Source organism: Nocardia sp. PLKS1-43 (assembly GCF_059510335.1).
The window spans coordinates 440,962-462,944 of sequence record NZ_JCAJZQ010000005.1 but is presented as its reverse complement, the minus strand read 5'-3'; the positions used below and the strand labels follow the sequence as shown (position 1 = coordinate 462,944).

Sequence of the window (21,983 nt, the reverse complement as noted above, 5' to 3'; positions counted from 1 at the left end):
GGCATTTCGGTCAGCTCCTCTCGATGTATTCGTGGATATGGCGGACCGCCATCGCGCCTTCACCCACGGCGGACGCGACTCGCTTGACCGAGCCGCTACGGACGTCGCCCACAGCGAAGACGCCGGGCCTGCTTGTTTCGAGCGGTAGCGGTCTGCGGTCGGAATCGCGCTGCTGCTCGGACGGGTACACCGCGTCCGGGCCGGTACAGACGAACCCGTGCGCGTCGAGCGCGACGGTGTCCGCCAACCACCTGGTGTACGGGATGGCCCCGATGAAAACGAACACGGCGCGCACCGCGAGCTGGTCCCGCTCCTCGGTGCGGTTGTTCTCGACCACGATTGCTTCGAGCTCGCCGCCGCCGGTGACCTCGCGCACCTCGGTGTTGCGGTGCACCGTCACACGCGGGTGCTGCTCGATCTGCTCGACCAGATACCGGGACATGCTCTTGCCGAGATCGCCACCTCGGATGAGTAGGTGCACGTGTTCGACACGCCCGGCGAGAAATACCGTCGCCTGCCCGGCGGAGTTACCGCCGCCGACGACAGCTACCGGGTCCACGCCGCACAACGCCGCCTCTTGATGGGTCGCGGCGTAGTACACGCCGGTGCCCTCGAAACGCTCGATTCCGGTCACGGCGAGTCTGCGATAGCGAGCGCCGGTGGCCAGCACGATAGTGCGGCCGAGGAGCGCGCCGCCCTCGGCCAGTCGCAGCAGATGGTGTCCATCGTCGGCTTCCAGCCCGACTACTTGCGCGGACACCAGCAATCGGGCGCCGAACTTTCCGGCCTGGATGACCGCTCGCTCGGCCAGCTCGGTGCCGGAGATACCCGCGGGAAAGCCCAGATAGTTCTCGATCCGCGAGGACGTGCCCGCTTGCCCACCCGCCGCGATCGCCTCCAGCACCGAGGTGTCGAGCCCGTCCGAGGCGCCGTACACCGCGGCGGCCAGACCGGCTGGGCCGGCACCCACCACGATGAGGTCGCACACCTCGCGCGCCGTGGTCGGCACCGGTAGGCCGATGAGGTGCCCCAACTCGGCATTCGTCGGATTGCGCAGCACCTGCTCGCCACGCCAGACGACGACCGGGGTGTCCTCGGGCGCGACACCGAGATCACGCAGGAGTTGTTCTGCCCTCCTGTCGCGCTCGAGGTCGATCCAATTGTGCGGCAACCGGTTTCGCACCGCGAACTCGCGTAGCCGCCGGGTGTCGGGCGAGTAACAGGAACCGATGATTCGGAACCCGGAGACGAAATCGAGCAGCCGACAGCGCCGGATCAGATACGCGCGCAGAATGAGGTCGCTGAGCACCGGGTCGTGTTCGACCAGCGCGCGGATCCGCTTGACCGGGACGACCAGCACCTCGCCGTCTTCGGTCATCTCCGCGGTGTAGAACGCGACCTGGCCTTCCAGCAGGCCCAGCTCACCGAGAAATCGGCCGGGCCCGTGGATGCGCAGCACCCGGCGTTGCCCCGCATCGTCGTCGACGATCGCGACGGTACCGGACAGAATCACGAAGAACTCGTCGCTCGGGGCGCCGGCGCGAACCAATATCTCACCGGCGCGCACGGCTCGCCGGGCGCCGCCGACCGCGAGCGTCGCCACCTGCGCGTCCGACAATCGCGGATACGCGCCGACATCGTCGGGGGTTTCGGCGTTCATCAGACGAAGTTCTGGTGGACGTAGCACCAGCGCCAATTCTCGCCGGCTTCCATGGATTGGACGATGGGGTGGGCGGTCCCGGCGGCGTGGGCTCGCGCGTGCCGCATCGGGGACGAGTCGCAGCACCCGACGTGCCCGCAGGTCAGGCACAGCCGCAGATGTAGCCATGGCGTGCCGAGCCGAAGACACTCCTCGCAGCCCTGTGGTGTCCGCGGGGCGACCGGTCGGATCGCAGCGACATGGGGATCGGTATGAATGGAGGTCATGCGGTCACGCCCCTATCTGCTCGATCGGAGAGGGCCTGGTCCAGCCATCTCCGCAGTTCCGGTACCGGAGCGGCGCCCGCCTGCCGGGCCAGCGCCTCGCCGCGGTCGAGCACGAGCAAGGTCGGCACCGCCCGCACGGCCAACCGCTCGGCGGTACGCGGGGCGGCATCGATGTCGACCTTGACCAGCTTCAACCGACCTGCCCGTTCGGTCGCGAGCTGTTCGAGCGCCGGGCTGACCATCAGACAGGGCCGGCACCAGGTCGCCCACAGGTCGACAAGGACTGGCACCGAAGAGTTTCCGGTCACCTCGGCGAAGTCGTCGTCGCCGGCCGCGACGATCCACGGCAGCGGTGTGTGGCAGTTACCGCAGCGCGGTGTGCCCTCCGCCGCGGCCGCGACCCGATTGATCTTCCCGCAGTTGGGGCATTTGATCTTCGCGGGTTCCATGGTTGTACCTCGTTTCATGCCGCGATCGCGGCCGCGGTGTACGTGACCGCGAGATCGGCACCGTCCACGGTGACGGTGACGGTGCCGCCCTGACCGATATCGCCGCGCATCAGCGCCCGGCCGATCTTCGTCTCGACTTCGTGTGCGATGTAGCGGCGCAACGGACGCGCACCGTAGACCGGATCGAATCCGTGCTGGGCGATGAGCTTGCGCGCCTGCGGGGTGATATCGAGACTGATCTGGCGTTCGGTCAGGCGACGTCGGAGTTCTTCGAGTTGTAGCTCGACGATGTGCTCGATCTGCGGCAGCGTCAGCGGCGTGAACAGCACGATGTCATCGACGCGGTTGAGGAACTCGGGGCGGAAGTGTCCGCGTAGCTCGGCGAGCACCCGATCCCGTGCGTCCGGCTTGATTTCGCCGTGGGCGGTGACGCCGTCGAGGAGGTGCTGGGAGCCGATATTCGAGGTCATGATGACCACGGTGTTGCGGAAATCGACTTGTCGGCCTTGCGAATCGGTGATCCGGCCGTCGTCGAGCACCTGCAACAGGGTGTTGAACACGTCGGCGTGCGCCTTCTCGATCTCGTCGAACAACACCACCGAGTACGGCTTGCGTCGCACCGCCTCGGTGAGTTGCCCGCCCTCGTCATAACCGACGTAGCCGGGAGGCGCGCCGATCAGCCTGCTGACCGTATGCCGCTCCTGGTATTCGCTCATGTCCAGGCGCACCATATTGTCCTCGCTGTCGAAAAGCGCCGCGGCCAAGGTCTTCGCGAGTTCGGTCTTGCCGACGCCGGTGGGCCCGAGGAAGATGAACGATCCGATCGGCCTGCGTGGGTCGCGGATGCCCGACCGGGCCCGGATCACCGCGTCCGCGACAAGTTGTACTGCCTCCTCTTGCCCGACCACCCGCTCGTGCAGGATTTCGTCGAGCCGTAGCAACTTTTCCCGCTCGCCCTCCTGTAGCCGGGCTACCGGGATTCCGGTCCACGCGGCGACGATTTCGGCGATCTCGTCCGCGGTGACAACCTCGCGCAGCAACGGTTGCTTGCCCTGCTTGGACCGTAATTGTTCCTCTGCCGCTTGCAGATTGCGTTCCAGGTTGGTGATCTCGCCGTAGCGCAACTCGGCCGCGCGGTTGAGGTCGTAATTGCGTTCGGCCTCTTCAGCTTCGTGGCGCAGTCGCTCGAGTTGCCCACGCAATTGCTGCACCCGCCGGATCGCCTGCCGTTCGGCCTCCCATTGGGCATGCCTCGAGTCGGCTTCGGCCCGAAGGTCGGCGAGTTCTTTTCGAAGCTCCTCGAGGCGAGCCTTGCTGGCCGCGTCGGTCTCCTTGGACAGTGCCGCCTCTTCGATCTCGAGGCGGGTCACCTTTCTGGTGAGTTCGTCGAGTTCGGCCGGCATGGAGTCGATTTCGGTGCGCAGCCGAGCACACGCCTCGTCGACCAGGTCGATGGCTTTGTCCGGCAGGAAGCGGTCGGTGATGTAGCGATGCGACAGTGTCGCGGCCGCCACCAGCGCGCCGTCCTGGATCTTCACGCCGTGGAAGACCTCGAGCCGTTCGCGCAGGCCGCGCAGGATGGACACCGCGTCCTCCACGCTGGGCTCGTCCACCAGGACAGTCTGGAATCGACGTTCCAGGGCCGCGTCGGGTTCGATGTGTTTGCGGTACTCGTCCAGCGTGGTGGCGCCGATCATGTGCAGCTCGCCGCGGGCGAGCATCGGCTTGAGCATATTGCCCGCGTCGAGGGATCCTTCACCGCCGACCGATCCCGCGCCGACCACGGTGTGCAGCTCGTCGACGAACAGCAGTATGCGGCCCTCGGCCGCCTTCACCTCCGACAGCACGGCCTGCAGACGTTCCTCGAACTCGCCTCGATATTTCGCCCCGGCGACCAGCGAACCCATATCGAGGGAGAAGATCGTTTTGTCGCGCAGGCCTTCCGGCACATCGCCCCGGACGATCCGCTGGGCCAGGCCCTCCACGATCGCGGTCTTGCCGACGCCGGGATCGCCGATCAATACCGGATTGTTCTTGGTCTTTCTGCTCAAAATCTGTGTCACCCTGCGGATCTCGGCGTCTCGGCCGATGACCGGGTCCAGCTTGCCCGCGCTTGCTTCGGCGACGAGGTCGCGGCCGTATTTCTCGAGTGCCTCGTAAGCGCCCTCCGGGGTCGCCGAGGTCACTCGCTGATTGCCGCGAACCGTGGTGAGCGCCTGCAGGAACGACTCTCTGGTGATGCCCTGACCGGCGAGGATCCGGCCCGCCGCAGTGCCCGATCCCTCTTCGGCCAGCGCCATCACCAGGTGCTCCACCGAAACGTAGGAGTCCTTGAGCCGCTTGGCTTCTCGCTCGGCCGCTTCGAGCAGCGCCGCCAATCGCTGGGTGACCATCACCTGCCCCGGTGCGGCGCCCGGACCACTGACCTTGGGGCGGCGGGCCAACTCGCGATCCAGATCGGCGCGCAATGCGTCGAGATCCGCACCCGCTTGGTCGAGCAGCCGGGGCACCAGCCCGTCGCGCTGGTCGATCAAGGCGAGCAACAGGTGCTCGCCGTCCACCTCGCTGTGCCCCGATCGCGTGGCCGCGTTCTGCGCTTCGCTCAAGGCTTCCCGAGATTTCTCCGTCAGCTTGCTGGTGTCCATCGCGACGTCCTCCTTCGACGAGGGGCGGCTTCGAGTTCTTCGATTCGCTTCAGCAGATCGAGCACCAACCCGATTGCCGCATAGTTCAATCCGAGCCCGGACCGCAAGCGCTGGATTCGGGCGACAACGGCGACCATGGACGGCTCGAAGCGAAGTTCGCTACCTTCGCGGGCACAGTCGAGCAGCCCGAGCGCGACCAATTTGCGCACCATGTCCGGATGCAGACCGGACCGCCGCGAAAACTCGTCGAGCCGCAGTCCCGGTCGCCGCACGAGCAGGTATCGCGGTGTGGGCGCACTCATTGCTCTCTCCTCGGATCGAAGCTCGATTCGGCGGCCAACTGCTCGAACAACTCCCGTTCCCGCGCGGTCGGTTTCGACGGCACCATGACCTTGACCTCGGCATACAGGTTGCCGTCGGCGCCGCGAGCGTTGGGCATGCCCGCGCCACGCAATCGCAGCTTGCGCCCGGTCGACGAGCTCGGCGGCACTTTGACCTTCGCCTCGCCGCTGGGAGTGGGGACCGCGACGGTGGCGCCGAGCACCGCCTCCCACGGGGAAACAGGCAGGTCGAGGTAGATGTCGCGGCCGACCAGCCGGAAGCGCGGATGTGGCTTGATGTGCACGACGAGGTAGAGATCTCCGGCAGGCGCGTCGCCGCTGCCTCTGCCGCCTTGCCCGGCCAGCCGGATCCGCTGGCCGTCGATCACCCCGGCCGGGATGTCGACGTCGTAGCTGCGCCCGTCGAGCCCGAGCTTGCGCTTGCCGCCGCGGTAGGCCTCCTCGAGGGTCAGCTCCAGGACCGCCTCCTGATCGGCCCCCGGAATCGGTCCGTATCCGCCGCCCCGGCCACCGAAGATATCGCCGAAAATGTCGCCGAAGTCGACATTGCCGTCGAAGCCGCGATCGAAGTGCACGCGGGTCCCGCCACCGAAACCACCTCTGCCGCCACCGAATCCGCCGGTGGCCGCGCCGACCCGTTCGTCGTAATCCTCCGGCACCCGCCGGAAGTCTTCACCGAAGCGGTCGTAGCGACTCCTCGTCGACGGGTCGGACAGCACCTCGTACGCCTCGCTGACCTCCTTGAACCGATCCTCCGCTGCCGGATCGGAATTCACATCCGGGTGATATCGCCGCGCCAGCGTGCGATATGCCTGCTGAATCCGGTCCTTGTCGGCGTCGCGGGGAACCCCGAGGACCTCGTAGTAGTCGTGCGCCATCGACGCTCACCCCTCGCGTCTGCTGACGGTTACGGCTGCCGGACGCAGTTGCCGTCCGTTCTCGCCGTATCCGGGGCGCAGCACCTCGACCACGGTCCCCGGCGGGAAATCGGGCCGGTCGACCACGCTGACCACCTCGTGCATTTCCGGGGAGAACGGTACCCCCACCTCGGAATGTCTCGGGTAGCCGAGCTGTTCGAGTACCTGCACCGCTTGGTCCCGGATCGCGCGGACGCCCGCGACGAGCGGGTCCGCCTCGCCGTTCGCATGCGCAAGGGCCAGTTCCAAGTTGTCCAGCATCGGTAGCCAGGCGGCCGCCACCTTCGATCGTTCGGCCGCGCGCTCTCGATCGAGATCTCTGGCGTAGCGCTTGCGTAGGTTGTCCAGATCGGCGGCCGTGCGACGCCAGCGATCTTCCAACTCGGCGACCCGGGCGTCGAGCTGTTCCGGCGCCGCATCGGGATCAGGTGCATCATCGGCAGTCGACTGGTCAGCAGAGGAATCCATGGGAAGTTCCCTCAACTCCGGTCGAATTCGGCGTCTATCACGTCATCGTCACCGGATGAGCCCGCACCCCCGCCCGTACCGGCGGTGCCCGCGTAGCTCGCTTGTCGGTCGCCACCGGATTGCGCGGACTGCAACCCGTACTGCAATTGCTGCAGTTCCGAGGTGAGCGACTGCACCCGATCCAGCGGCGCTTCTTCTTTGACCGCCTGTCTGGCGTCGGCGATCAGCATCTCAGCGCGTGCCCGCTCGTGCGGCGGCGCGCTGTCACCGAGTTCGGCCAGGCGCCGCTCCACCTGGTACGCGGCCGAATCCAACGCGTTGCGGGCATCGACGGCCTTGCGCAGTTCCTCGTCTTCGCGGCGGTGCTGCTCGGCCTCGGCGAGCATCCGGTCCACCTCGCTCTGGTCCAGATTGGACTGCTCGCTGATGGTGATGCTCTGCTCTTTGCCCGTGTCCTTGTCACGCGCGGTGACATTCAGGATGCCGTTGGCGTCGATATCGAAAGTGACCTCGACCTGCGCCTGGCCGCGTGGCGCCGGCCGGATGTCCTCCAACCGGAACCGGCCGAGCACGCGGTTGTCGGAAGCGCGCTCGCGTTCACCCTGGAGCACCACCACATCGACAGCGCGCTGGTTGTCCTCCGCGGTGGAGAAGACTTCGCTGCGCCGGGCCGGGATGGTGGTATTGCGCTCGATGATCTTCGTCATCACCCCGCCCTGAGTCTCCACACCGAGCGACAGCGGCGTGACGTCCAGCAGCAGCACATCGGAGACCTCTCCCTTGAGCACGCCCGCCTGGACCGCCGCGCCGAGCGCGACGACCTCGTCGGGGTTGACGCTCATATTCGGATCCTTGCCGCCGGTCAACCGCCGCACCAGCGCCTGTACCGCCGGGATGCGGGTGGATCCGCCGACCAGGATCACCTCGTCGATGTCGTTGGCGGTGACTTTGGCATCCTGCATGGCCTGTTCCACCGGGCCGAGACAGCGCTGCACCAGATCCGCGGTCAAGTCCTCGAACTTCGAGCGCATGATCGTGGTGGTGAGGTGCTTGGGTCCGTTCGCGTCGGCGGTCACGAACGGCAGATTCACCTGTGTCTGGGTCACCGAGGACAGCTCGACCTTGGCCTTCTCCGCTGCCTCGAAAAGCCGTTGCAGCGCTTGCGGATCGGCACGCAGGTCGATGTGCTCCGCACGCTGGAATTCGTCGGCGAGATAGTCGACGATGCGGCGGTCGAAGTCGTCCCCGCCCAGATGGGAATCACCCGCGGTGGAACGGACCTCGACCACACCGTCACCGACGTCGAGCAGGCTGACATCGAAGGTGCCACCGCCGAGATCGAAGACGAGCACCGTCTCGTGGGTCTTCTTGTCCAATCCGTACGCCAAAGCAGCGGCAGTCGGTTCGTTGATGATGCGCAGGACGTCGAGTCCCGCGATCCGGCCCGCGTCCTTGGTGGCATTGCGCTGTGCGTCGTTGAAGTAGGCAGGCACGGTGATCACCGCTTCTTTGACCCGCTCACCCAGATATTTGCTCGCGTCATCTACCAGCTTGCGCAGCACCAGCGCGCTGATCTCCTCGGGCGCATACTTCTTGCCTCGCACATCGAATCGAGCGACGCCGCCGTCGCCCTCGACGACGTCGAAGCTCACCGCCTTGGCTTCCTCCGATATTTCGTCGAAGTGGCGGCCGATGAATCGCTTCGCCGAATAGATGGTGCCCTTCGGGTTCAAAATCGACTGTCTGCGGGCAAGCTGACCGACAAGCCGCTCACCGCTTTCGGTGAACGCAACCACCGATGGTGTGGTGCGCGCGCCCTCGGCATTGGCGATCACCACCGGCTCGCCGCCCTGCCAGCTCGCGATGACAGAATTCGTCGTCCCCAGATCGATTCCTACAGCAGTGGCCATATCAATTCCTTCGGATCGGCGCGACCGGCCGGCCGCCGGGATACTCGACACCGTCAATCCTTCCGGCCACACCGAAGGCGCGACACGGTCCGACAAGGCGAAAAACGCGAAACCGATTGGTCCTGCCGGAACAGGGGGCGATCACTATGGGGATTGCGACGCGATGGTCGCCGCGATCGACCACCCCTCCGGGTGGCGCTGCCGCTGGGCACTGCGGGCACCACGGTCGGTACCCGCAGTGGCAGTTTTGTCCGACACCAGAAGCTGGACTGGCGGTCACCGGACGAATACGGGGCCAGCTACCATCAACGGGGTCCAGCCGGAGCCAGATAATCAGCTCTCCGGCTCAGCGGGGAAACCTCAGGGCAGCTCAGGGGCTCCGTCCAGCGAATTGGCGAGCTGACCGCGTCTTATTACGTTCGATACGTCGGTAGAAGGCGAGCGTCTCGTTGCGGCGCAGGCGAAAGCGATTGCGGCCCTGTTGAAGTGGCACGCGGGCTACTCCGAGGTCAGCTGATCCTCCCTCTCAGCGGGGGCGGGCCTGGTTGCCCATGTTTTGTGGTTCTTCGGAGGATTCAAACCAGGGCAACCGCTTGACCTGCGCATTTCATCATCCGGAGGAGTGGTGCGTGTCCGATGTACCCGCTTACCTGCGCAAACGTGTATGCAGGTTGGTGCCCCCGGCAGGAATCGCAAAACATGGGCAACCGGAAAACGTCTGGTCATCGTGAATGCTTATCCGATTTGACGTTTCGGTGGACATGCCATGTCGCAACTGACGGGCGCTGCCTGGAGTTACTGAAGCTGACCACATGGCAGATCGCACCGAAGCGTAGTGGAAGGTGGGGCCGTCAGTCGTCTACTTCGGGTGTCGACCAGTACGCTGGTCGGTGGTCCCGGTGATTGCCGAGCCGCTCAAGGCCTCTCTGCGGTCCTGTTTCTCGAATCGCGATGCCGCCCGAATCTCTCGGAGAGGCGAATGTGGCAACGACCGCAGGCGAAATGAATGACCAAGATTCCACTGGCGACTCGGCGGGACACGAAGACGCTGCGGACGACATCTGGGATGCGGAGGAGTCTCCGGCGTTGCGTCGGGCGCGCGAGGAAGCCGAGTTCGCCGCCGGTGGGGACTCGACACGGGCGTATCTGAAGCAGATCGGGCGAGTCCCTCTACTCTCCGCGGCCGAGGAGGTCGATCTCGCGGTCCGGATCGAAGTCGGTCTGTATGCGGTGCAGAAACTGCGGGCCGAATGCGAGGGACCTTCGGGTCTGGCGATCGCTCGTCGCCGGGACCTGACCTGGCTGGTGCAGGACGGCATCGCGGCCAAGGATCATCTGCTCGAGGCGAACCTGCGGCTGGTGGTCTCGATCGCCAAGCGGTACACCGGTCTGGGTATGGCGTTCCTCGACCTGATCCAGGAGGGCAATCTGGGTCTGGTGCGGGCGGTGGAAAAGTTCGACTACAGCAGAGGTTTCAAGTTCTCGACGTATGCCACATGGTGGATTCGCCAGGCGATTTCTCGGGCCATGGCCGACCAGGCCCGCACCATACGGATCCCTGTGCACATGGTGGAGATGATCAACAAGCTCGGGCGTGCGGAGCGTGAACTGCTTCAGCAGCTGGGCCGTGAGGCGACAGCCCGAGAGCTTGCCTCGGAGTTGGGTATTGCACCCGCGAAGGTTCTCGAGGTTCGGCAGATCGCACGGGAACCGATCTCGTTGGACCAGCCGCTCGGTGACGAGGGCGCGGCCCAGTTCGGTGATTTCATCGAAGACTCCGAGGCGGTCGTGGCGGTCGAGAAGGTGGCGTTCACCCTGTTGCAGGAGCAGTTGCGGTCGGTGCTCGATACGCTCAGCGAGCGTGAAGCCGGCGTCATGCGTCTGCGTTACGGCTTGGGTGATGGGCGGCCTCGAACGCTCGATGACATCGGCAAGGTTTACGGTGTCACCCGTGAGCGGATCCGGCAGATCGAGTCGAAGACGATGTCGAAGCTCCGTCACCCGTCGCGCTCACAGTTGCTTCGGGATTACCTCGAGTAGAGGGCGATGGTGCTGCGGACGGTTGAAGGTCAGCAGCGGGCCCTGCCGCAGTTGTCCGGTGTCATCGAGAACGCCGCGCGGTCGGTCGAGACACTGGCGCACCTCCGGCGGTTTTCGTACGAGACCATCAGCGAGGGTCGGAAAGACCGTGACACCGACGTCGCTGTCGGCGAGATAATCGGTGGCTACTGGCCGCGACCCACTCAACCGTGTCGACCAGTGACCGTCGGTCCCCCGGGGATGTGCTCATTGTCCGACATGCTGGATGCCGGGTTGAACGGTTGCGGACGTGAGACGCAGTGTAGTGCGGGAACTTTCATCCGGCGTTCTGTTGTGTGGCGGTGGTGCGCAGGGGTGCGCCGACGTAGTGCAGGTGCTGCAGTGCTTCGCGGTAGGAGGAGAGCAGCCCGGTTTCGTGGTAGGGCACGCCGATTTCGGCGCAGTAGTCGCGGACGATGACCTGGGCGTGGGGCAGGTTCGGTGTCGGCATGCTCGGGAACAGGTGGTGCTCGATCTGGTAGTTGAGTCCGCCGAGGGCGATGTCGGTCAGCACGCCGCCGCGCACGTTGCGGGAGGTCAGCACTTGCCGGCGTAGGTAGTCGGGGCGGTCGTCGCCGGTCAAGGTCGGCATGCCCTTGTGGTTGGGGGCGAAGATGCAGCCCATGTACAGGCCGAACAGCGCTTGGTGTACGGCGAGGAACGCGAAGGCTTTGTCGGCGGGCAGAATCGCGAACAGTGCGGCTGTATAGGTGGTGAAGTGGCCGAACAGCAGCGCGCCTTCCAGTGCGCGGTGTTTGACCGATCGGTTTGCGAGCGCGCGGACGCTGGACAGGTGCAGGTTCAGGCCCAGCAGCATCAGCAAGGGGAAGAACAGGAATGCTTGTGCCCTCCCGATGAGGCGGGCCACGCCGCGGCTGGCGCGTGCTTGGCGTTGTGACCAGAGGAGAATGTCGGGTGTGACGTCGGGGTCGAGTTCCTCGTGGTTCGGGTTGGCGTGATGGCGGGTGTGCTTGTCCTGCCACCACCCGTAGGCCAGGCCTATTCCGGCGTTGCCGACGACCCGGCCCATGATCTTGGTCGGCCGTCGTAGCCGGAAGACTTGGCGGTGCGCGACATCGTGCATGACCAGGGCGACCTGAGCGCACGTCACGGCCATGAACGCCGCGATCATGAGCGTCCACCACGAGTCACCGACCAGGACAAACCCTGCCCAGCCGGCGGTGAACGCGATCCCGACGAGGCTGAGCCGGACCGTGTAGTAGAGGGGACGCCGGGTCATCAGTCCCGCGTCGGAGATCCGTCGCAACAGACGGGCGTAGTCACCGTCGGCGCCGGGTCGCGCTGATCGTGGAAATGACTGTGGAACCAAGGCTGGTGTGGTCATGAAATCTTCCTGAGAGCTGGGTCGGAGATGCCAACTTCGCGCGTCCTCGATGCCGATCGACCGATGTCGATCGGGGGCTTCGATTTCAGCGGAGGCTGCTTGTGTCGAGAGCGGGAGGGACGATTCGAAGTTATCGACCGGATTCTCGTTCGATGTAATCCCTTGGTATGACCTGGAATCGGGTTGAGGTGTGATAGCGGCGGCGCGCCGCAGCCTAGCGGCAGGGGGCGAACCGCGACACGAAAGGGTGGACGTTGTCGGTCGCCGATCCCTGATCATGGGGAGCGCCGAATCTGACAGCAGCCCACGATGCACACCGTTCCCGATTCTATTCGCGCAGGTCGTCGGTGGAGGCAGCGATACGACTCCAACCGGCGGTGCCGGGGGACCAGGGGAACGGCAGGCTCGATGACGAGGATTTCCCCGCCTACAGCATGGGCCGTGCGGCGGAATCCTCGGCGTTACCCAGGCGTTCCTGCGCAGCCTCGACGCCGCGCAGCTGTTGACCCCACAGCGCTCCGCGGGCGGGCGGCGCCGCTACTCGCGCTACCAGCTGCGGATCGCCGCACGCGTGCGCGAACTGATCGACACCGGCAATTCCCTGGAAGGGGCCTGCCGGCGATCCGGTTGGTAGTGGTGGCGGTCGTGACGTGGCGACCGCGCGAGGATGTCGGGGCCACCGCTGTTCGAAGAGGGCCCGGCGGTGAACGTTCATGGCCTCGTAACCCTCGATTCCCGCCACGAGAAGCAGGTTTTGCGTGAAGCCAAGCAGGCCACTGTTTGATCGCCAACCGGACATAGCAGCCTGGTCATCAATCCGACGGACACCGCAGGGCCACGACGCACGCCTTGCGGGGTCCGCGCCGAAAAAGCACGAAACCCGCGCGGATCGCGCGGGTTTCTGCTCTCATCTGCTCCTAGATGACGCGGACGCTCTGAGCCTGCGGGCCCTTCTGGCCCTGCCCGACCTCGAACTCGACGCGCTGGCCCTCGTCGAGGGACTTATAGCCGGAGCCGGAAATCTCGGAATAGTGGACGAACACATCCGGGCCGCCCGCGTCCTGCGCGATGAACCCGAAGCCCTTTTCGCCGTTAAACCACTTCACACTGCCTTGCGACATACTTTTTGGTGACTTCCTGTAGCGAGCCGGGCGATCACTGCAACAACCCGTGCTCGACACCCAGCATGCCACACACCTCCCCTGTACGCGGGGTGGGTGAGCCGCGTGACGGCTCGTCAGCGATCGGGAGCCCCGCTCCGGCAAGACGCGCTACAAAAACTCTTCAGTGATGACAGTAGACATCCGGTTCATTGCGCGGTAATTTCTCTCTCGTTGACGGAGAAGGAAGAGTCGAAACTGCACGGGAGATGATGAACTGCCCGTGACGATAGGACGGCGGGCGCGGCCACGGGACCAGCATGTACGAGGTCCCACCGCCCGCTGGGTAACACGATGAAGTTGCACGGACGGATGAAGTTGTCCGTCAGGAGAGAGGAGGCGTTGCCCGTCGGGTCACCGTGAAGATGTGTGGTTCGGGTGATCGCCGACGTTTCGGTTACATGTCGGAAGACGCAGTAATTCCCCCCTTTTCGGTGCCCCGGCGCCTGCGGCGCCGGGGCACTTCGGCGTGTGGCGGCGACCGCACGATTTCTGGACCTTCGACCGCGAACGAGAAGTGCGACGATGACAACTACTCCGCCTCCTGTCGAGTTCTACTGACCGACAACCCCTTCCATCGCCTTTTGCTGATCGTGTCGCCGGGCGTGCACCGCCCGGCGGCCGTTTGTCAGGCAGGTAGCACACCGCATACGAGGGTTCACCCTCGCGGTCACGCACCTCCAGGATCTCGCCGCTGCGCGACCCGGCCCGACACCGCATCCAGGGGGTGGCCGGCCGGTCACCGACCCTCCCCATGACAGGTGCGCCGCGTCGTGCGCTTCACGCTCACGCTCGGCGCGGGCGACGTTGCGGGCGATCTGAGCGTGGAAGTCCGCAGCAGTGAGAGTCGTATTGACCTATCGCTAGGCAGATTCAGCTCGTAATGCCGCTCATCTGCCGAAACTTCGACGTGGATCCGGTAGTCGAGCTGGTCGAGTTCTTCACGTAGTGTGCGTAAACAGGCGATTGCTGCCGAGCCGCTTCGGCTTCGCGATGAGCTCGTTGTAAAGCTCTTCCAAACTGGGCATCGCAACCCCCTTCGGCCTGGTTGCCCATGTTCAGTGTTTCCCTGGGGCTCGCGCCGGACAACCGCCTTGACCTGCACAGTTCCGTTCTGTCTGGTTGGACTGCCAGCGGTCCATGAATCGAGTAAACCCGCTAACCAGCGGAAACGTCGTCGCAGGTTGGTGCCCCGGCAGGATTCGTACCTGCGGCCTGGCCTTTGGGTGATGGTTACAGCCTCTTGGTGCCCCCGGCAGGAATCGAACCTGCGACCTAGGGATTAGAAGGCCCTTGCTCTATCCAACTGAGCTACGGAGGCAGTGCGGCACCAAACACCATGCCGCTTTGGAGGCGTGCTGTCCAGTGAGGGGAGTATAGCGACCGTCCAGGTTTGTCCTGGTTTTCGGAGAGCAACTCTCGGACATTTCCGGTGCCGTGCCGGATGTGCGGCGGCTATCGGCGGCCGGCGTCGAGGATCGATCCGGTGATCAGGGCCGAGAGTTGCTCGCGGTGGGCGGGGTCGACGGAGGTCAGTAGGTCGTTCAACCACGCGATCACCGCCTGGTGGGTGGCTTCGGCGCGGGCGGACCCGGCGTCGGTGAGGGCGATCTGGAATGCGCGTCTGTCGGTCTCATGCGGGATGCGCACGACCAGGCCTCGACGCTGGGCGCGATCGACCAAGCCGGTCAGGCTTGATTTCTCCAGCGCAAGCCAGCGCGTCAGATCCGACATCCCGACCGGGCCGGCCGCGAGCCGGCACAGGAGCTGAGCTTGCTGCGGGGTGAGGTCGTGTCTACGACTGACCTCGGCGAACACCTGCTGCACCCGATGCGACAGGCGCACCAGAGCCTCGGCGAGGGGCAGCTGTTCGACGGTTGTGGTCACGAAACCTCCTGATGCCGGTCGTCGTCATTTTACTGCCGCTTGCATGTTGTTGGTTGTACGAACTAAATTAGTTCGCACAACCAATAGTATGTTGTACGAACTTGGAGGTGTCATGGTCGACGTGGTTGTCATCGGCGGGGGATTCGGCGGTACCGCGGTGGCGAAGGCACTGGACGACATCGCGGAGGTGACCATCGTCGAGCCCCGTGACGCCTTCGTCTACAACGTTGCCGCGTTGCGCGCGCTGACCGATCCCGCGTGGACCGACCGCATCTTCTTCCCCTACGACGGGCTCTTGCGCCGCGGCAGGGTCGTGCGCGACCGTGCTGTGCGGGTCGATGCCTCGAAGATCGAACTCGGCTCCGGGGAGCGGATCGACGCCGATTTCGTTGTGCTGGCGACCGGTTCGGCCTATCCGTTCCCCGCCAAGACCGGCGATGACGACAGCGCCGACGCGAAGGCGCGTTTTCGCGCCGCCCGGGCGGGCCTGGCGCAGGCCGAGCGGGTCCTGCTGCTCGGTGCGGGCGCGGTCGGCCTCGAGTTGGCCGGTGAGATCACCGCGGTCCGGCCGGGCAGATCGGTGACGATCGTCGACCCGGCGCAGGACATCCTCCGCGGTGGCTACCATCCGGATCTCCGCGCCGAACTGCGGCGGCAGCTCACCGAACTCGGTGTCGAGCTGGTCCTGGGCACGGGTCTGCGCGACGATCCGCCGTCGCGCGCCGGAGACCTCGCGACGTTCACCGCTGTCACTCGGTCGGGCCGCTCGATCGAGGCCGATTTCTGGTTCCGCTGCTTCGGTGTGCGACCGATGACCGATTACCTCGCGGGGGAACTGTCCTCGGCGCGGCGGGCCGACGGGTATCTGGAGGTGACTCCCGAACTTCGGCTGCGCGGCCAGGCCCGGGTATTCGCGGTCGGTGATTTGGTCGCCATGCCCGAGGGCAGGACCGCCAAGGCCGCGGGGCTGCACGCGGAGGTGGTCGCGGCCAATATCCGTGCGTTGATCGGCGGAGCGGACGAGTTACGCGCCTACCGCCCGGGGCCGGAGGGGATCGCGCTGCCGCTCGGGCCTCGGGCGGGTGCGTCCTATTCGCCCGAGGCGGGGTTACTCGGTGCCGAGGCCACCGCGCGATTGAAAGGAGCCGATCTCCGGATCACCGCGTATCGAGAGCTGTTCGGGCTCTCGGCGCGGTGACTCGAGCCGGCGATTCGCGGGCATGTCGGCCGGGTCACAGCAGGTGCGCCGACGGCCGGGGTGCGGCAGATGTGCGGTGCGGACCGCATTACGCTCGATGCATGTCGTCACCGCAGGACCCGTCCACCGAACCTGACAGCCAGGCCCCTCGGTCGGAGTCCGCGGCGGCGTTTCCCGCGCTGACCACGATGGCGATCGCGGTCGCGGCATTCGTCGCGCCGCTGATCGTCGGGCTGTCCGCGGCGCAGGCGCTGACCCTGCTGGGCATTCCCGATCCGGGCTCGCTGACGACCTATGGACTTCCGGCGGTGCGGGCGATCGCGGACCTGTCCGGGGCGTTGGCGATCGGATCGCTGCTGTTCGCCGCGTTTCTCACCCCGCCGCAGCACAACGGCCTGCTCGACGTGGCCGGATATCGCGCGTTGCGCCGGGCCGGGATCTGCGCGCTGGTGTGGGCGGGCACGGCGGCTCTGCTGGTCCCGCTGACGTTGTCGGACACCACCGGGCAACCGGTGCTGAAAACCCTGCGGCCGGAACAGGTATGGCATGCGATCGGCCAGGTCGAGGTTGCCGGGGCCTGGCGGGTGACGGCCATCATGGCCTTCCTCCTCGCGGTGGGGTGCCGGCTCGCGCTGCGCTGGGGCTGGACGCCGCCGCTGTTCGCCTGGTCATCGGCCTGTCTGCTGCCGATCGCACTGACCGGGCATTCCTCCGCGGGCGGTGCGCACGATCTGGCGACCAACAGCCTGATCCTGCACCTGGTCGGGATGACGGTGTGGACGGGCGGACTGTTCGCAGTGCTCGCGCACGCGGTGCGCGGCGGTGCGCATACCGCCCTGGCCACTCGGCGGTTCTCGGCTGTCGCGACCTGCGCCTTCGTCGTCGTCGCGATCAGCGGTGTGATCAACGCCTGGGTGCGGGTGCCGTTGAGCGATCTGTTCACTACGACCTACGGCCAGTTGGTCGTCGCCAAGACGATCGCGCTGTGCGCACTGGGTGTGATCGGATTCCTGCAGCGGCGCAAGGCGATTCCCGCCCTGGCGGCCGATCCGGGGGACCGCGCCGCGCTCATCCGGTTCGCCGGTGTGGAGGCGCTGGTCTTCGCCGCCACGATCGGGCTCGCGGTCGGGCTGGGCCGCACCCCGCCGCCGGATCTGAAGACCGTGCCCACACCCGTCGAGGTGGAGATCGGGTACGAGTTGCCCGGACCGCCGACGATCACCCGGCTCCTGTTCGACTGGCGATTCGACCTGATCTTCGGGACGTTGTCGATCGTGTTGGCCGTGCTGTATCTGGTCGGCGTGCGGCGGCTGCGTGCGCGCGGTGACGCCTGGCCGGCCGGGCGCACCATCTCCTGGCTGTGCGGATGCGCGATCCTGCTGATCGCCACCAGCTCCGGCGTCGGCCGGTACGCACCGGCGATGTTCAGTGTGCACATGGCACAGCACATGATGCTGTCGATGCTGGCGCCGATCCTGTTCGCGCTGGGCGGCCCGGTGCTGCTGGCATTGCGGGTACTGCCCGCGGCCGGTCGCGACGCGCCGCCCGGTCCACGGGAATGGATTCTGGCCGCGGTGCACAATCCGGTCTCGCGGTTCATGACCAATCCCGTCGTCGCCGCGGTGTTCTTCATCTCCGGGTTCTACGCCCTGTACCTCGGCGGGATATTCAACTCCGTGCTCGACCAGCACGGCGCGCATCTGGCGATGAATCTGCACTTCCTGGTGTCGGGCTACCTGTTCTACTGGGTGGTACTGGGCATCGACCCCAAGCCCCGCCAGGTGCAGCCGCTGACGAAGGTCGGCATGGTGTTCGGCTCACTGCCGTTCCACGCCTTCTTCGGTGTGGCGCTGATGAGTATGACCACGGTGATGGGCGGCTGGTTCTATCGCTCACTGGGATTGAGCTGGAACAACGATCTGCTCGGTGATCAGCACACCGGCGGCAGCCTGGCCTGGGCCAGCGGTGAGTTGCCGCTGGTCGTGGTCATGCTGGCGCTGCTGATCCAGTGGTCCCGCAGCGATTCGCGGGAGGCCAAACGCATCGACCGCGCCGCCGACCGCGATCACGATGCCGAGCTGGCCGCGCACAACGCCATGTTCGCCGAACTGGCCAGGCACGACCGGGAGCAGCGTTGACCACGGTGGGGCGGGGGCCGCGGCTGTACCGCTCCGACGTGCGTGCCGCTCGTCGGCGTCTGGGGCGGCACATCCGGGTCACGCCCGTCTGCCATACCGAGGTCGCCGGTCCGAACGGTTCGGTCGCGGTGAGCCTGAAGTTCGAATATCTCCAGCACGGCGGCACCTTCAAGGTGCGCGGCAGCCTGAACGCGCTGCTCGCGTCCGGGAACGACGAGCGTTCGGTGGTCATCGCCTCCGGCGGTAACGCGGGCATCGCGGCCGCGCTGGCCTGCGCGATCCGGCGACGTTCGTGCACGGTGGTGGTGCCCGAGTCCGCTCCGCACACCAAGGTCGCCGCGATGTGGGCCTACGGCGCCGAAGTGCTCTGGCGCGGAACGACCTACGTCGAGGCGACCCGGTACGCCGAGGAACTCGCCGCCGAACGCCGAGCGTTGTGCCTGCACGCCTACGGCCTGCCGGAGGTGATCGCCGGTGCGGGCACGATCGGGCTGGAGATCGAACGTCAGGTGCGGGCCCGGCCGCCCATTCTGGTGCCGGTGGGCGGTGGCGCGCTGGCGGCCGGAATCGCGGCCGCGCTGGGCCTGCGCGGACGGGTGATCGGGGTCGAGCCCGTGGGCGCGCCGACCCTGCACTCGGCCCTGGCCGCCGGACGCCCGGTGGACGTGCACGTCAACACCATCGCATCGGATGCCCTGGGCGCCACCAGGATCGGCGATATGGCGATGGAGCTGGCGCAGCGCTACCGGATCGGCTCGGTACTGGTGAGCGACGACGCGATCGCGATGGCGCGGGAGTATCTGTGGCGCGAGTTCCGGATCGTGGTCGAGCCCGCGGGTGCGACCGCGCTGGCCGCGATCCAGAGCGGCGCGTATGTGCCGCAGCCGGAGGAACGGCCGGTCGTGGTGCTGTCCGGGGCAAATACGGATCTCAATACGTTCTAGCGCCGCGGCCGCAGGAATCCGGAATGCCGCCTGCTCACAAGGCGAAAGTTATCCCCAAATCGGGATTCGCTCTGGTGTGCCCCTCGGCGATCGGCGAGGCTTGACCACAACGTCGAAATGTCAAGGGGTGGAGTCATGTACGAGGCATATACGGCACTGGTCGGCAATGTGGTCACCCATCCGGTGCGGCGCAGTCTGCCCAGCGGTCGGCAGTTGGTGACCTTCCGGATGGCCAGTACCGCGCGCCGGCTCGATCGCGCCAGCGGCGACTGGGTCGACAACGGAACCGTATACGTCACGGTGAACTGCTGGCGCAGATTGGTCGAGGGGGTCGGCGCCTCGCTGAGTGTGGGCGATCCGATCCTGGTCTACGGTCAGCTGCGTCTCAGCGAATATCGCACCCGGGAGGGGCATTCCCGGCAGGATCTGGAACTGCGCGCGAGCGCGGTTGGACCGGATCTGGGCCGCTGTACGGCCAGCGTCGTGCGTCGCGGCGGGCCCGGCAGACCGTCGCACCCGGCATTCTCCGACTCCGGAGCCGCCGTGTCGCCCGGCGAGGCCGAAAGACCGTCGCCGGAGCCCGTCGAGTCGCTCGTTCCCGCGCTGGATGGCGACGCCTGCGGGCGCGGATGAGGCCGTTCGGGAGCGGGCGATACGATCGCTCCGCGCTGCCATCGATGCCGTGATCGGCACGGCTTCCGGAACCGGGGCAAAACCCGTTGCCTAGCTGGGCGGATTCGCTGGGCGCGTGCGGCTGGTCGGTTCGAAACCACTAGGGTGAGGGATATGGCTGAGTTCATTTACCAGATGCGGAAAGTTCGCAAGGCGCACGGCGACAAGGTCGTCTTGGACGACGTGACGCTGAACTTCCTTCCCGGCGCCAAGATCGGTGTCGTCGGGCCGAACGGCGCCGGTAAGTCGAGCGTGCTCAAGATCATGGCCGGACTGGATCAGCCCAACAACGGTGATGCGTTCCTGGCGCCCGGCGCGACCGTCGGCATCCTGCAGCAGGAACCTCCGCTGAACGAGGACAAGACCGTCCGCGGCAATGTCGAGGAGGGCCTCGGCGAGGTCAAGGTCAAGCTGGACCGCTTCAACGAGATCGCCGAGCTGATGGCGACCGACTACTCCGACGAGCTCATGGACGAGATGGGCAAGCTGCAGGAGTATCTGGACCACGCCGACGCGTGGGATATCGACTCCCAGCTCGAACAGGCGATGGACGCGCTGCGCTGCCCGCCGCCGGATGAGCCGGTCACCAACCTCTCCGGTGGTGAGCGCCGTCGAGTCGCGCTGTGCAAGCTGCTGCTGAGCAAGCCGGATCTGTTGCTGCTGGACGAGCCGACCAACCACCTCGACGCCGAGAGCGTGCTGTGGCTCGAGCAGCATCTGGCCGGTTACGCGGGCGCCGTCCTGGCCGTGACCCACGACCGGTACTTCCTGGACAACGTCGCGGAGTGGATCCTCGAGCTCGACCGCGGTCGTGCCTACCCGTACGAGGGCAACTACTCCACCTATCTGGAGAAGAAGGCGCAGCGGCTCGAGGTCCAGGGCAAGAAGGACCAGAAGCTGCAGAAGCGCCTCAAGGAGGAGCTGGCCTGGGTCCGCTCGGGAGCCAAGGCCCGGCAGGCCAAGAACAAGGCGCGCTTGGGGCGGTACGAGGAGATGGCCGCGGAGGCCGAGAAGCACCGCAAGCTGGATTTCGAGGAGATCCAGATTCCCGCGGGGCCGCGTCTGGGCAATGTCGTGGTCGAGGTCGAGCACCTGGACAAGGGCTTCGGCGATCGTCAGCTGATCAAGGACCTGTCGTTCACGTTGCCGCGCAACGGGATCGTCGGTGTCATCGGACCCAACGGTGTCGGTAAGACCACGCTGTTCAAAACCATCGTCGGACTCGAATCGCCGGACAGTGGCGAGGTGAAGATCGGCGAGACGGTCAAGCTCAGCTACGTCGACCAGAACCGCGCCGGGATCGACCCGCAGAAGAACGTGTGGCAGGTCGTGTCGGACGGTCTGGACTTCATCGAGGTCGGCACGCAGGAGATGCCCTCGCGCGCGTATGTCAGCGCGTTCGGCTTCAAGGGCCCGGATCAGCAGAAGCCGGCCGGGGTGCTCTCCGGCGGTGAGCGCAACCGCCTGAACCTCGCTCTGACCCTCAAACAGGGCGGCAACCTGATCCTGCTCGACGAGCCGACCAACGACCTGGATGTGGAGACGCTGAGCTCGCTGGAGAACGCGCTCGAGCAGTTCCCCGGCTGCGCCGTTGTCATTTCCCACGATCGGTGGTTCCTGGACCGCACCTGCACGCATATCCTTGCGTGGGAAGGTGATTCGGACAGCGAGGCGTCCTGGTTCTGGTTCGAGGGCAACTTCGAGGCGTACGAGGCGAACAAGATCGAGCGGCTCGGCCCGGAGGCGGCCCGCCCGCATCGGGTCACCCACCGCAAGCTGACCAGGGACTGATCCCGGCGCGGTTCGGCTACCGCACGGTAACCCTCAGACGAAACGTGTCTTTCGCCACAACTGGATACAATCGCCCAATAGGCAACGGGCGCAACATATGTCGGGCTTTCACC

General features: G+C 66.1%; 18 protein-coding genes and 1 tRNA gene. 7 read left to right on the top strand and 12 right to left on the bottom strand.

All coding sequences use genetic code 11. The features are described from left to right. Positions 1 to 10: 10 nt before the first annotated feature. From AC5WS7_RS21485 to dnaK, 8 genes are read right to left on the bottom strand one after another with little or no spacing between them, the layout of a single operon-like run. On the bottom strand, positions 11 to 1,660 hold the full coding sequence (locus tag AC5WS7_RS21485; RefSeq protein WP_495956325.1) for an FAD-dependent oxidoreductase: 1,650 nt from the start codon (positions 1,658 to 1,660) through the stop codon (positions 11 to 13). Beyond that, positions 1,660 to 1,926: a UBP-type zinc finger domain-containing protein gene (locus tag AC5WS7_RS21480; RefSeq protein ID WP_495956324.1), complete on the bottom strand. Its 267-nt coding sequence runs from the start codon at positions 1,924 to 1,926 to the stop codon at positions 1,660 to 1,662. The genes AC5WS7_RS21485 and AC5WS7_RS21480 overlap by 1 nt, the downstream gene beginning before the upstream one ends. Further along, positions 1,923 to 2,375 carry a thioredoxin family protein gene (locus tag AC5WS7_RS21475; protein ID WP_495956323.1) on the bottom strand — a complete coding sequence of 151 codons (453 nt, stop codon included), beginning with the start codon at positions 2,373 to 2,375 and terminating at the stop codon, positions 1,923 to 1,925. Before AC5WS7_RS21475 ends, AC5WS7_RS21480 begins: the two co-directional genes overlap by 4 nt. A 14-nt stretch (positions 2,376 to 2,389) precedes the next feature. After that, positions 2,390 to 5,020, bottom strand: a complete 2,631-nt coding sequence (gene clpB, locus AC5WS7_RS21470) for an ATP-dependent chaperone ClpB (RefSeq protein ID WP_495956322.1) — start codon at positions 5,018 to 5,020, stop codon at positions 2,390 to 2,392. Next, positions 5,002 to 5,322 carry a chaperone modulator CbpM gene (locus AC5WS7_RS21465; protein WP_495956321.1) on the bottom strand — a complete coding sequence of 107 codons (321 nt, stop codon included), beginning with the start codon at positions 5,320 to 5,322 and terminating at the stop codon, positions 5,002 to 5,004. Before AC5WS7_RS21465 ends, clpB begins: the two co-directional genes overlap by 19 nt. Next, on the bottom strand, positions 5,319 to 6,239 hold the full coding sequence (locus tag AC5WS7_RS21460) for a DnaJ C-terminal domain-containing protein (protein WP_495956320.1): 921 nt from the start codon (positions 6,237 to 6,239) through the stop codon (positions 5,319 to 5,321). Before AC5WS7_RS21460 ends, AC5WS7_RS21465 begins: the two co-directional genes overlap by 4 nt. Before the next feature lie 6 nt (positions 6,240 to 6,245). Further along, positions 6,246 to 6,746, bottom strand: a complete 501-nt coding sequence (locus AC5WS7_RS21455; protein ID WP_495956319.1) for a nucleotide exchange factor GrpE — start codon at positions 6,744 to 6,746, stop codon at positions 6,246 to 6,248. An 11-nt stretch (positions 6,747 to 6,757) separates the two neighbouring features. Continuing rightward, positions 6,758 to 8,656: a molecular chaperone DnaK gene (gene dnaK / locus AC5WS7_RS21450; RefSeq protein WP_495956318.1), complete on the bottom strand. Its 1,899-nt coding sequence runs from the start codon at positions 8,654 to 8,656 to the stop codon at positions 6,758 to 6,760. Positions 8,657 to 9,559: 903 nt separating this feature from the next. Between dnaK and rpoD the strand changes: the two genes are divergently transcribed. Beyond that, the gene (gene rpoD, locus AC5WS7_RS21445; RefSeq protein WP_495956317.1) at positions 9,560 to 10,696 is read left to right on the top strand and encodes an RNA polymerase sigma factor RpoD; all 1,137 of its coding nucleotides are present in this window, start codon (positions 9,560 to 9,562) and stop codon (positions 10,694 to 10,696) included. Positions 10,697 to 11,012: 316 nt separating this feature from the next. On the opposite strand, the gene AC5WS7_RS21440 is transcribed toward rpoD, so the two are convergent. After that, a complete protein-coding gene (locus AC5WS7_RS21440; RefSeq protein WP_495956316.1) occupies positions 11,013 to 12,080 on the bottom strand; it encodes a fatty acid desaturase family protein in 1,068 nt (355 codons plus the stop codon). Between the two features lie 502 nt (positions 12,081 to 12,582). Here AC5WS7_RS21440 and AC5WS7_RS21435 point away from each other — a divergent pair. Beyond that, a complete protein-coding gene (locus tag AC5WS7_RS21435) occupies positions 12,583 to 12,714 on the top strand; it encodes a MerR family transcriptional regulator (RefSeq protein ID WP_495956315.1) in 132 nt (43 codons plus the stop codon). Between the two features lie 283 nt (positions 12,715 to 12,997). Here the strand turns inward: AC5WS7_RS21435 and AC5WS7_RS21430 are convergent, their stop codons facing one another. The 3 genes from AC5WS7_RS21430 to AC5WS7_RS21420 form a co-directional block, all read right to left on the bottom strand. Continuing rightward, on the bottom strand, positions 12,998 to 13,201 hold the full coding sequence (locus AC5WS7_RS21430; protein WP_030515181.1) for a cold-shock protein: 204 nt from the start codon (positions 13,199 to 13,201) through the stop codon (positions 12,998 to 13,000). Between the two features lie 1,283 nt (positions 13,202 to 14,484). Then, positions 14,485 to 14,561 (bottom strand) — tRNA-Arg (locus tag AC5WS7_RS21425). Positions 14,562 to 14,695: 134 nt separating this feature from the next. Further along, positions 14,696 to 15,127: a MarR family winged helix-turn-helix transcriptional regulator gene (locus tag AC5WS7_RS21420; RefSeq protein ID WP_495956314.1), complete on the bottom strand. Its 432-nt coding sequence runs from the start codon at positions 15,125 to 15,127 to the stop codon at positions 14,696 to 14,698. Positions 15,128 to 15,239: 112 nt separating this feature from the next. On the opposite strand from AC5WS7_RS21420, the gene AC5WS7_RS21415 reads away from it, so the two are divergent. The 5 genes from AC5WS7_RS21415 to ettA all read left to right on the top strand — a co-directional run bounded on the left by AC5WS7_RS21415 (position 15,240) and on the right by ettA (position 21,870). After that, positions 15,240 to 16,325: an NAD(P)/FAD-dependent oxidoreductase gene (locus AC5WS7_RS21415; RefSeq protein ID WP_495956313.1), complete on the top strand. Its 1,086-nt coding sequence runs from the start codon at positions 15,240 to 15,242 to the stop codon at positions 16,323 to 16,325. A gap of 101 nt (positions 16,326 to 16,426) precedes the next feature. Next, positions 16,427 to 18,463, top strand: a complete 2,037-nt coding sequence (locus AC5WS7_RS21410; RefSeq protein ID WP_495956312.1) for a bifunctional copper resistance protein CopD/cytochrome c oxidase assembly protein — start codon at positions 16,427 to 16,429, stop codon at positions 18,461 to 18,463. Between the two features lie 5 nt (positions 18,464 to 18,468). Next, positions 18,469 to 19,407, top strand: a complete 939-nt coding sequence (locus AC5WS7_RS21405; protein WP_495956452.1) for a threonine/serine dehydratase — start codon at positions 18,469 to 18,471, stop codon at positions 19,405 to 19,407. Positions 19,408 to 19,542: 135 nt separating this feature from the next. Further along, the gene (gene ssb, locus AC5WS7_RS21400; protein ID WP_495956311.1) at positions 19,543 to 20,040 is read left to right on the top strand and encodes a single-stranded DNA-binding protein; all 498 of its coding nucleotides are present in this window, start codon (positions 19,543 to 19,545) and stop codon (positions 20,038 to 20,040) included. Positions 20,041 to 20,193: 153 nt separating this feature from the next. Next, complete coding sequence (ettA, locus tag AC5WS7_RS21395; RefSeq protein WP_495956310.1) at positions 20,194 to 21,870, top strand: energy-dependent translational throttle protein EttA; 1,677 nt, start codon at positions 20,194 to 20,196, stop codon at positions 21,868 to 21,870. Positions 21,871 to 21,983 lie beyond the last annotated feature (113 nt).

Coding starts and splice junctions, on each gene's coding strand:
- AC5WS7_RS21480 (WP_495956324.1), bottom strand. CDS start 1,926: ATGACCTCCATTCATACCGATCCCCATGTCGCTGCGATCCGACCGGTC.
- AC5WS7_RS21410 (WP_495956312.1), top strand. CDS start 16,427: ATGTCGTCACCGCAGGACCCGTCCACCGAACCTGACAGCCAGGCCCCT.
- AC5WS7_RS21475 (WP_495956323.1), bottom strand. CDS start 2,375: ATGGAACCCGCGAAGATCAAATGCCCCAACTGCGGGAAGATCAATCGG.
- ssb (WP_495956311.1), top strand. CDS start 19,543: ATGTACGAGGCATATACGGCACTGGTCGGCAATGTGGTCACCCATCCG.
- ettA (WP_495956310.1), top strand. CDS start 20,194: ATGGCTGAGTTCATTTACCAGATGCGGAAAGTTCGCAAGGCGCACGGC.
- AC5WS7_RS21460 (WP_495956320.1), bottom strand. CDS start 6,239: ATGGCGCACGACTACTACGAGGTCCTCGGGGTTCCCCGCGACGCCGAC.
- AC5WS7_RS21465 (WP_495956321.1), bottom strand. CDS start 5,322: ATGAGTGCGCCCACACCGCGATACCTGCTCGTGCGGCGACCGGGACTG.
- clpB (WP_495956322.1), bottom strand. CDS start 5,020: ATGGACACCAGCAAGCTGACGGAGAAATCTCGGGAAGCCTTGAGCGAA.
- AC5WS7_RS21415 (WP_495956313.1), top strand. CDS start 15,240: ATGGTCGACGTGGTTGTCATCGGCGGGGGATTCGGCGGTACCGCGGTG.
- AC5WS7_RS21485 (WP_495956325.1), bottom strand. CDS start 1,660: ATGAACGCCGAAACCCCCGACGATGTCGGCGCGTATCCGCGATTGTCG.
- AC5WS7_RS21430 (WP_030515181.1), bottom strand. CDS start 13,201: ATGTCGCAAGGCAGTGTGAAGTGGTTTAACGGCGAAAAGGGCTTCGGG.
- dnaK (WP_495956318.1), bottom strand. CDS start 8,656: ATGGCCACTGCTGTAGGAATCGATCTGGGGACGACGAATTCTGTCATC.
- AC5WS7_RS21455 (WP_495956319.1), bottom strand. CDS start 6,746: ATGGATTCCTCTGCTGACCAGTCGACTGCCGATGATGCACCTGATCCC.
- AC5WS7_RS21440 (WP_495956316.1), bottom strand. CDS start 12,080: ATGACCACACCAGCCTTGGTTCCACAGTCATTTCCACGATCAGCGCGA.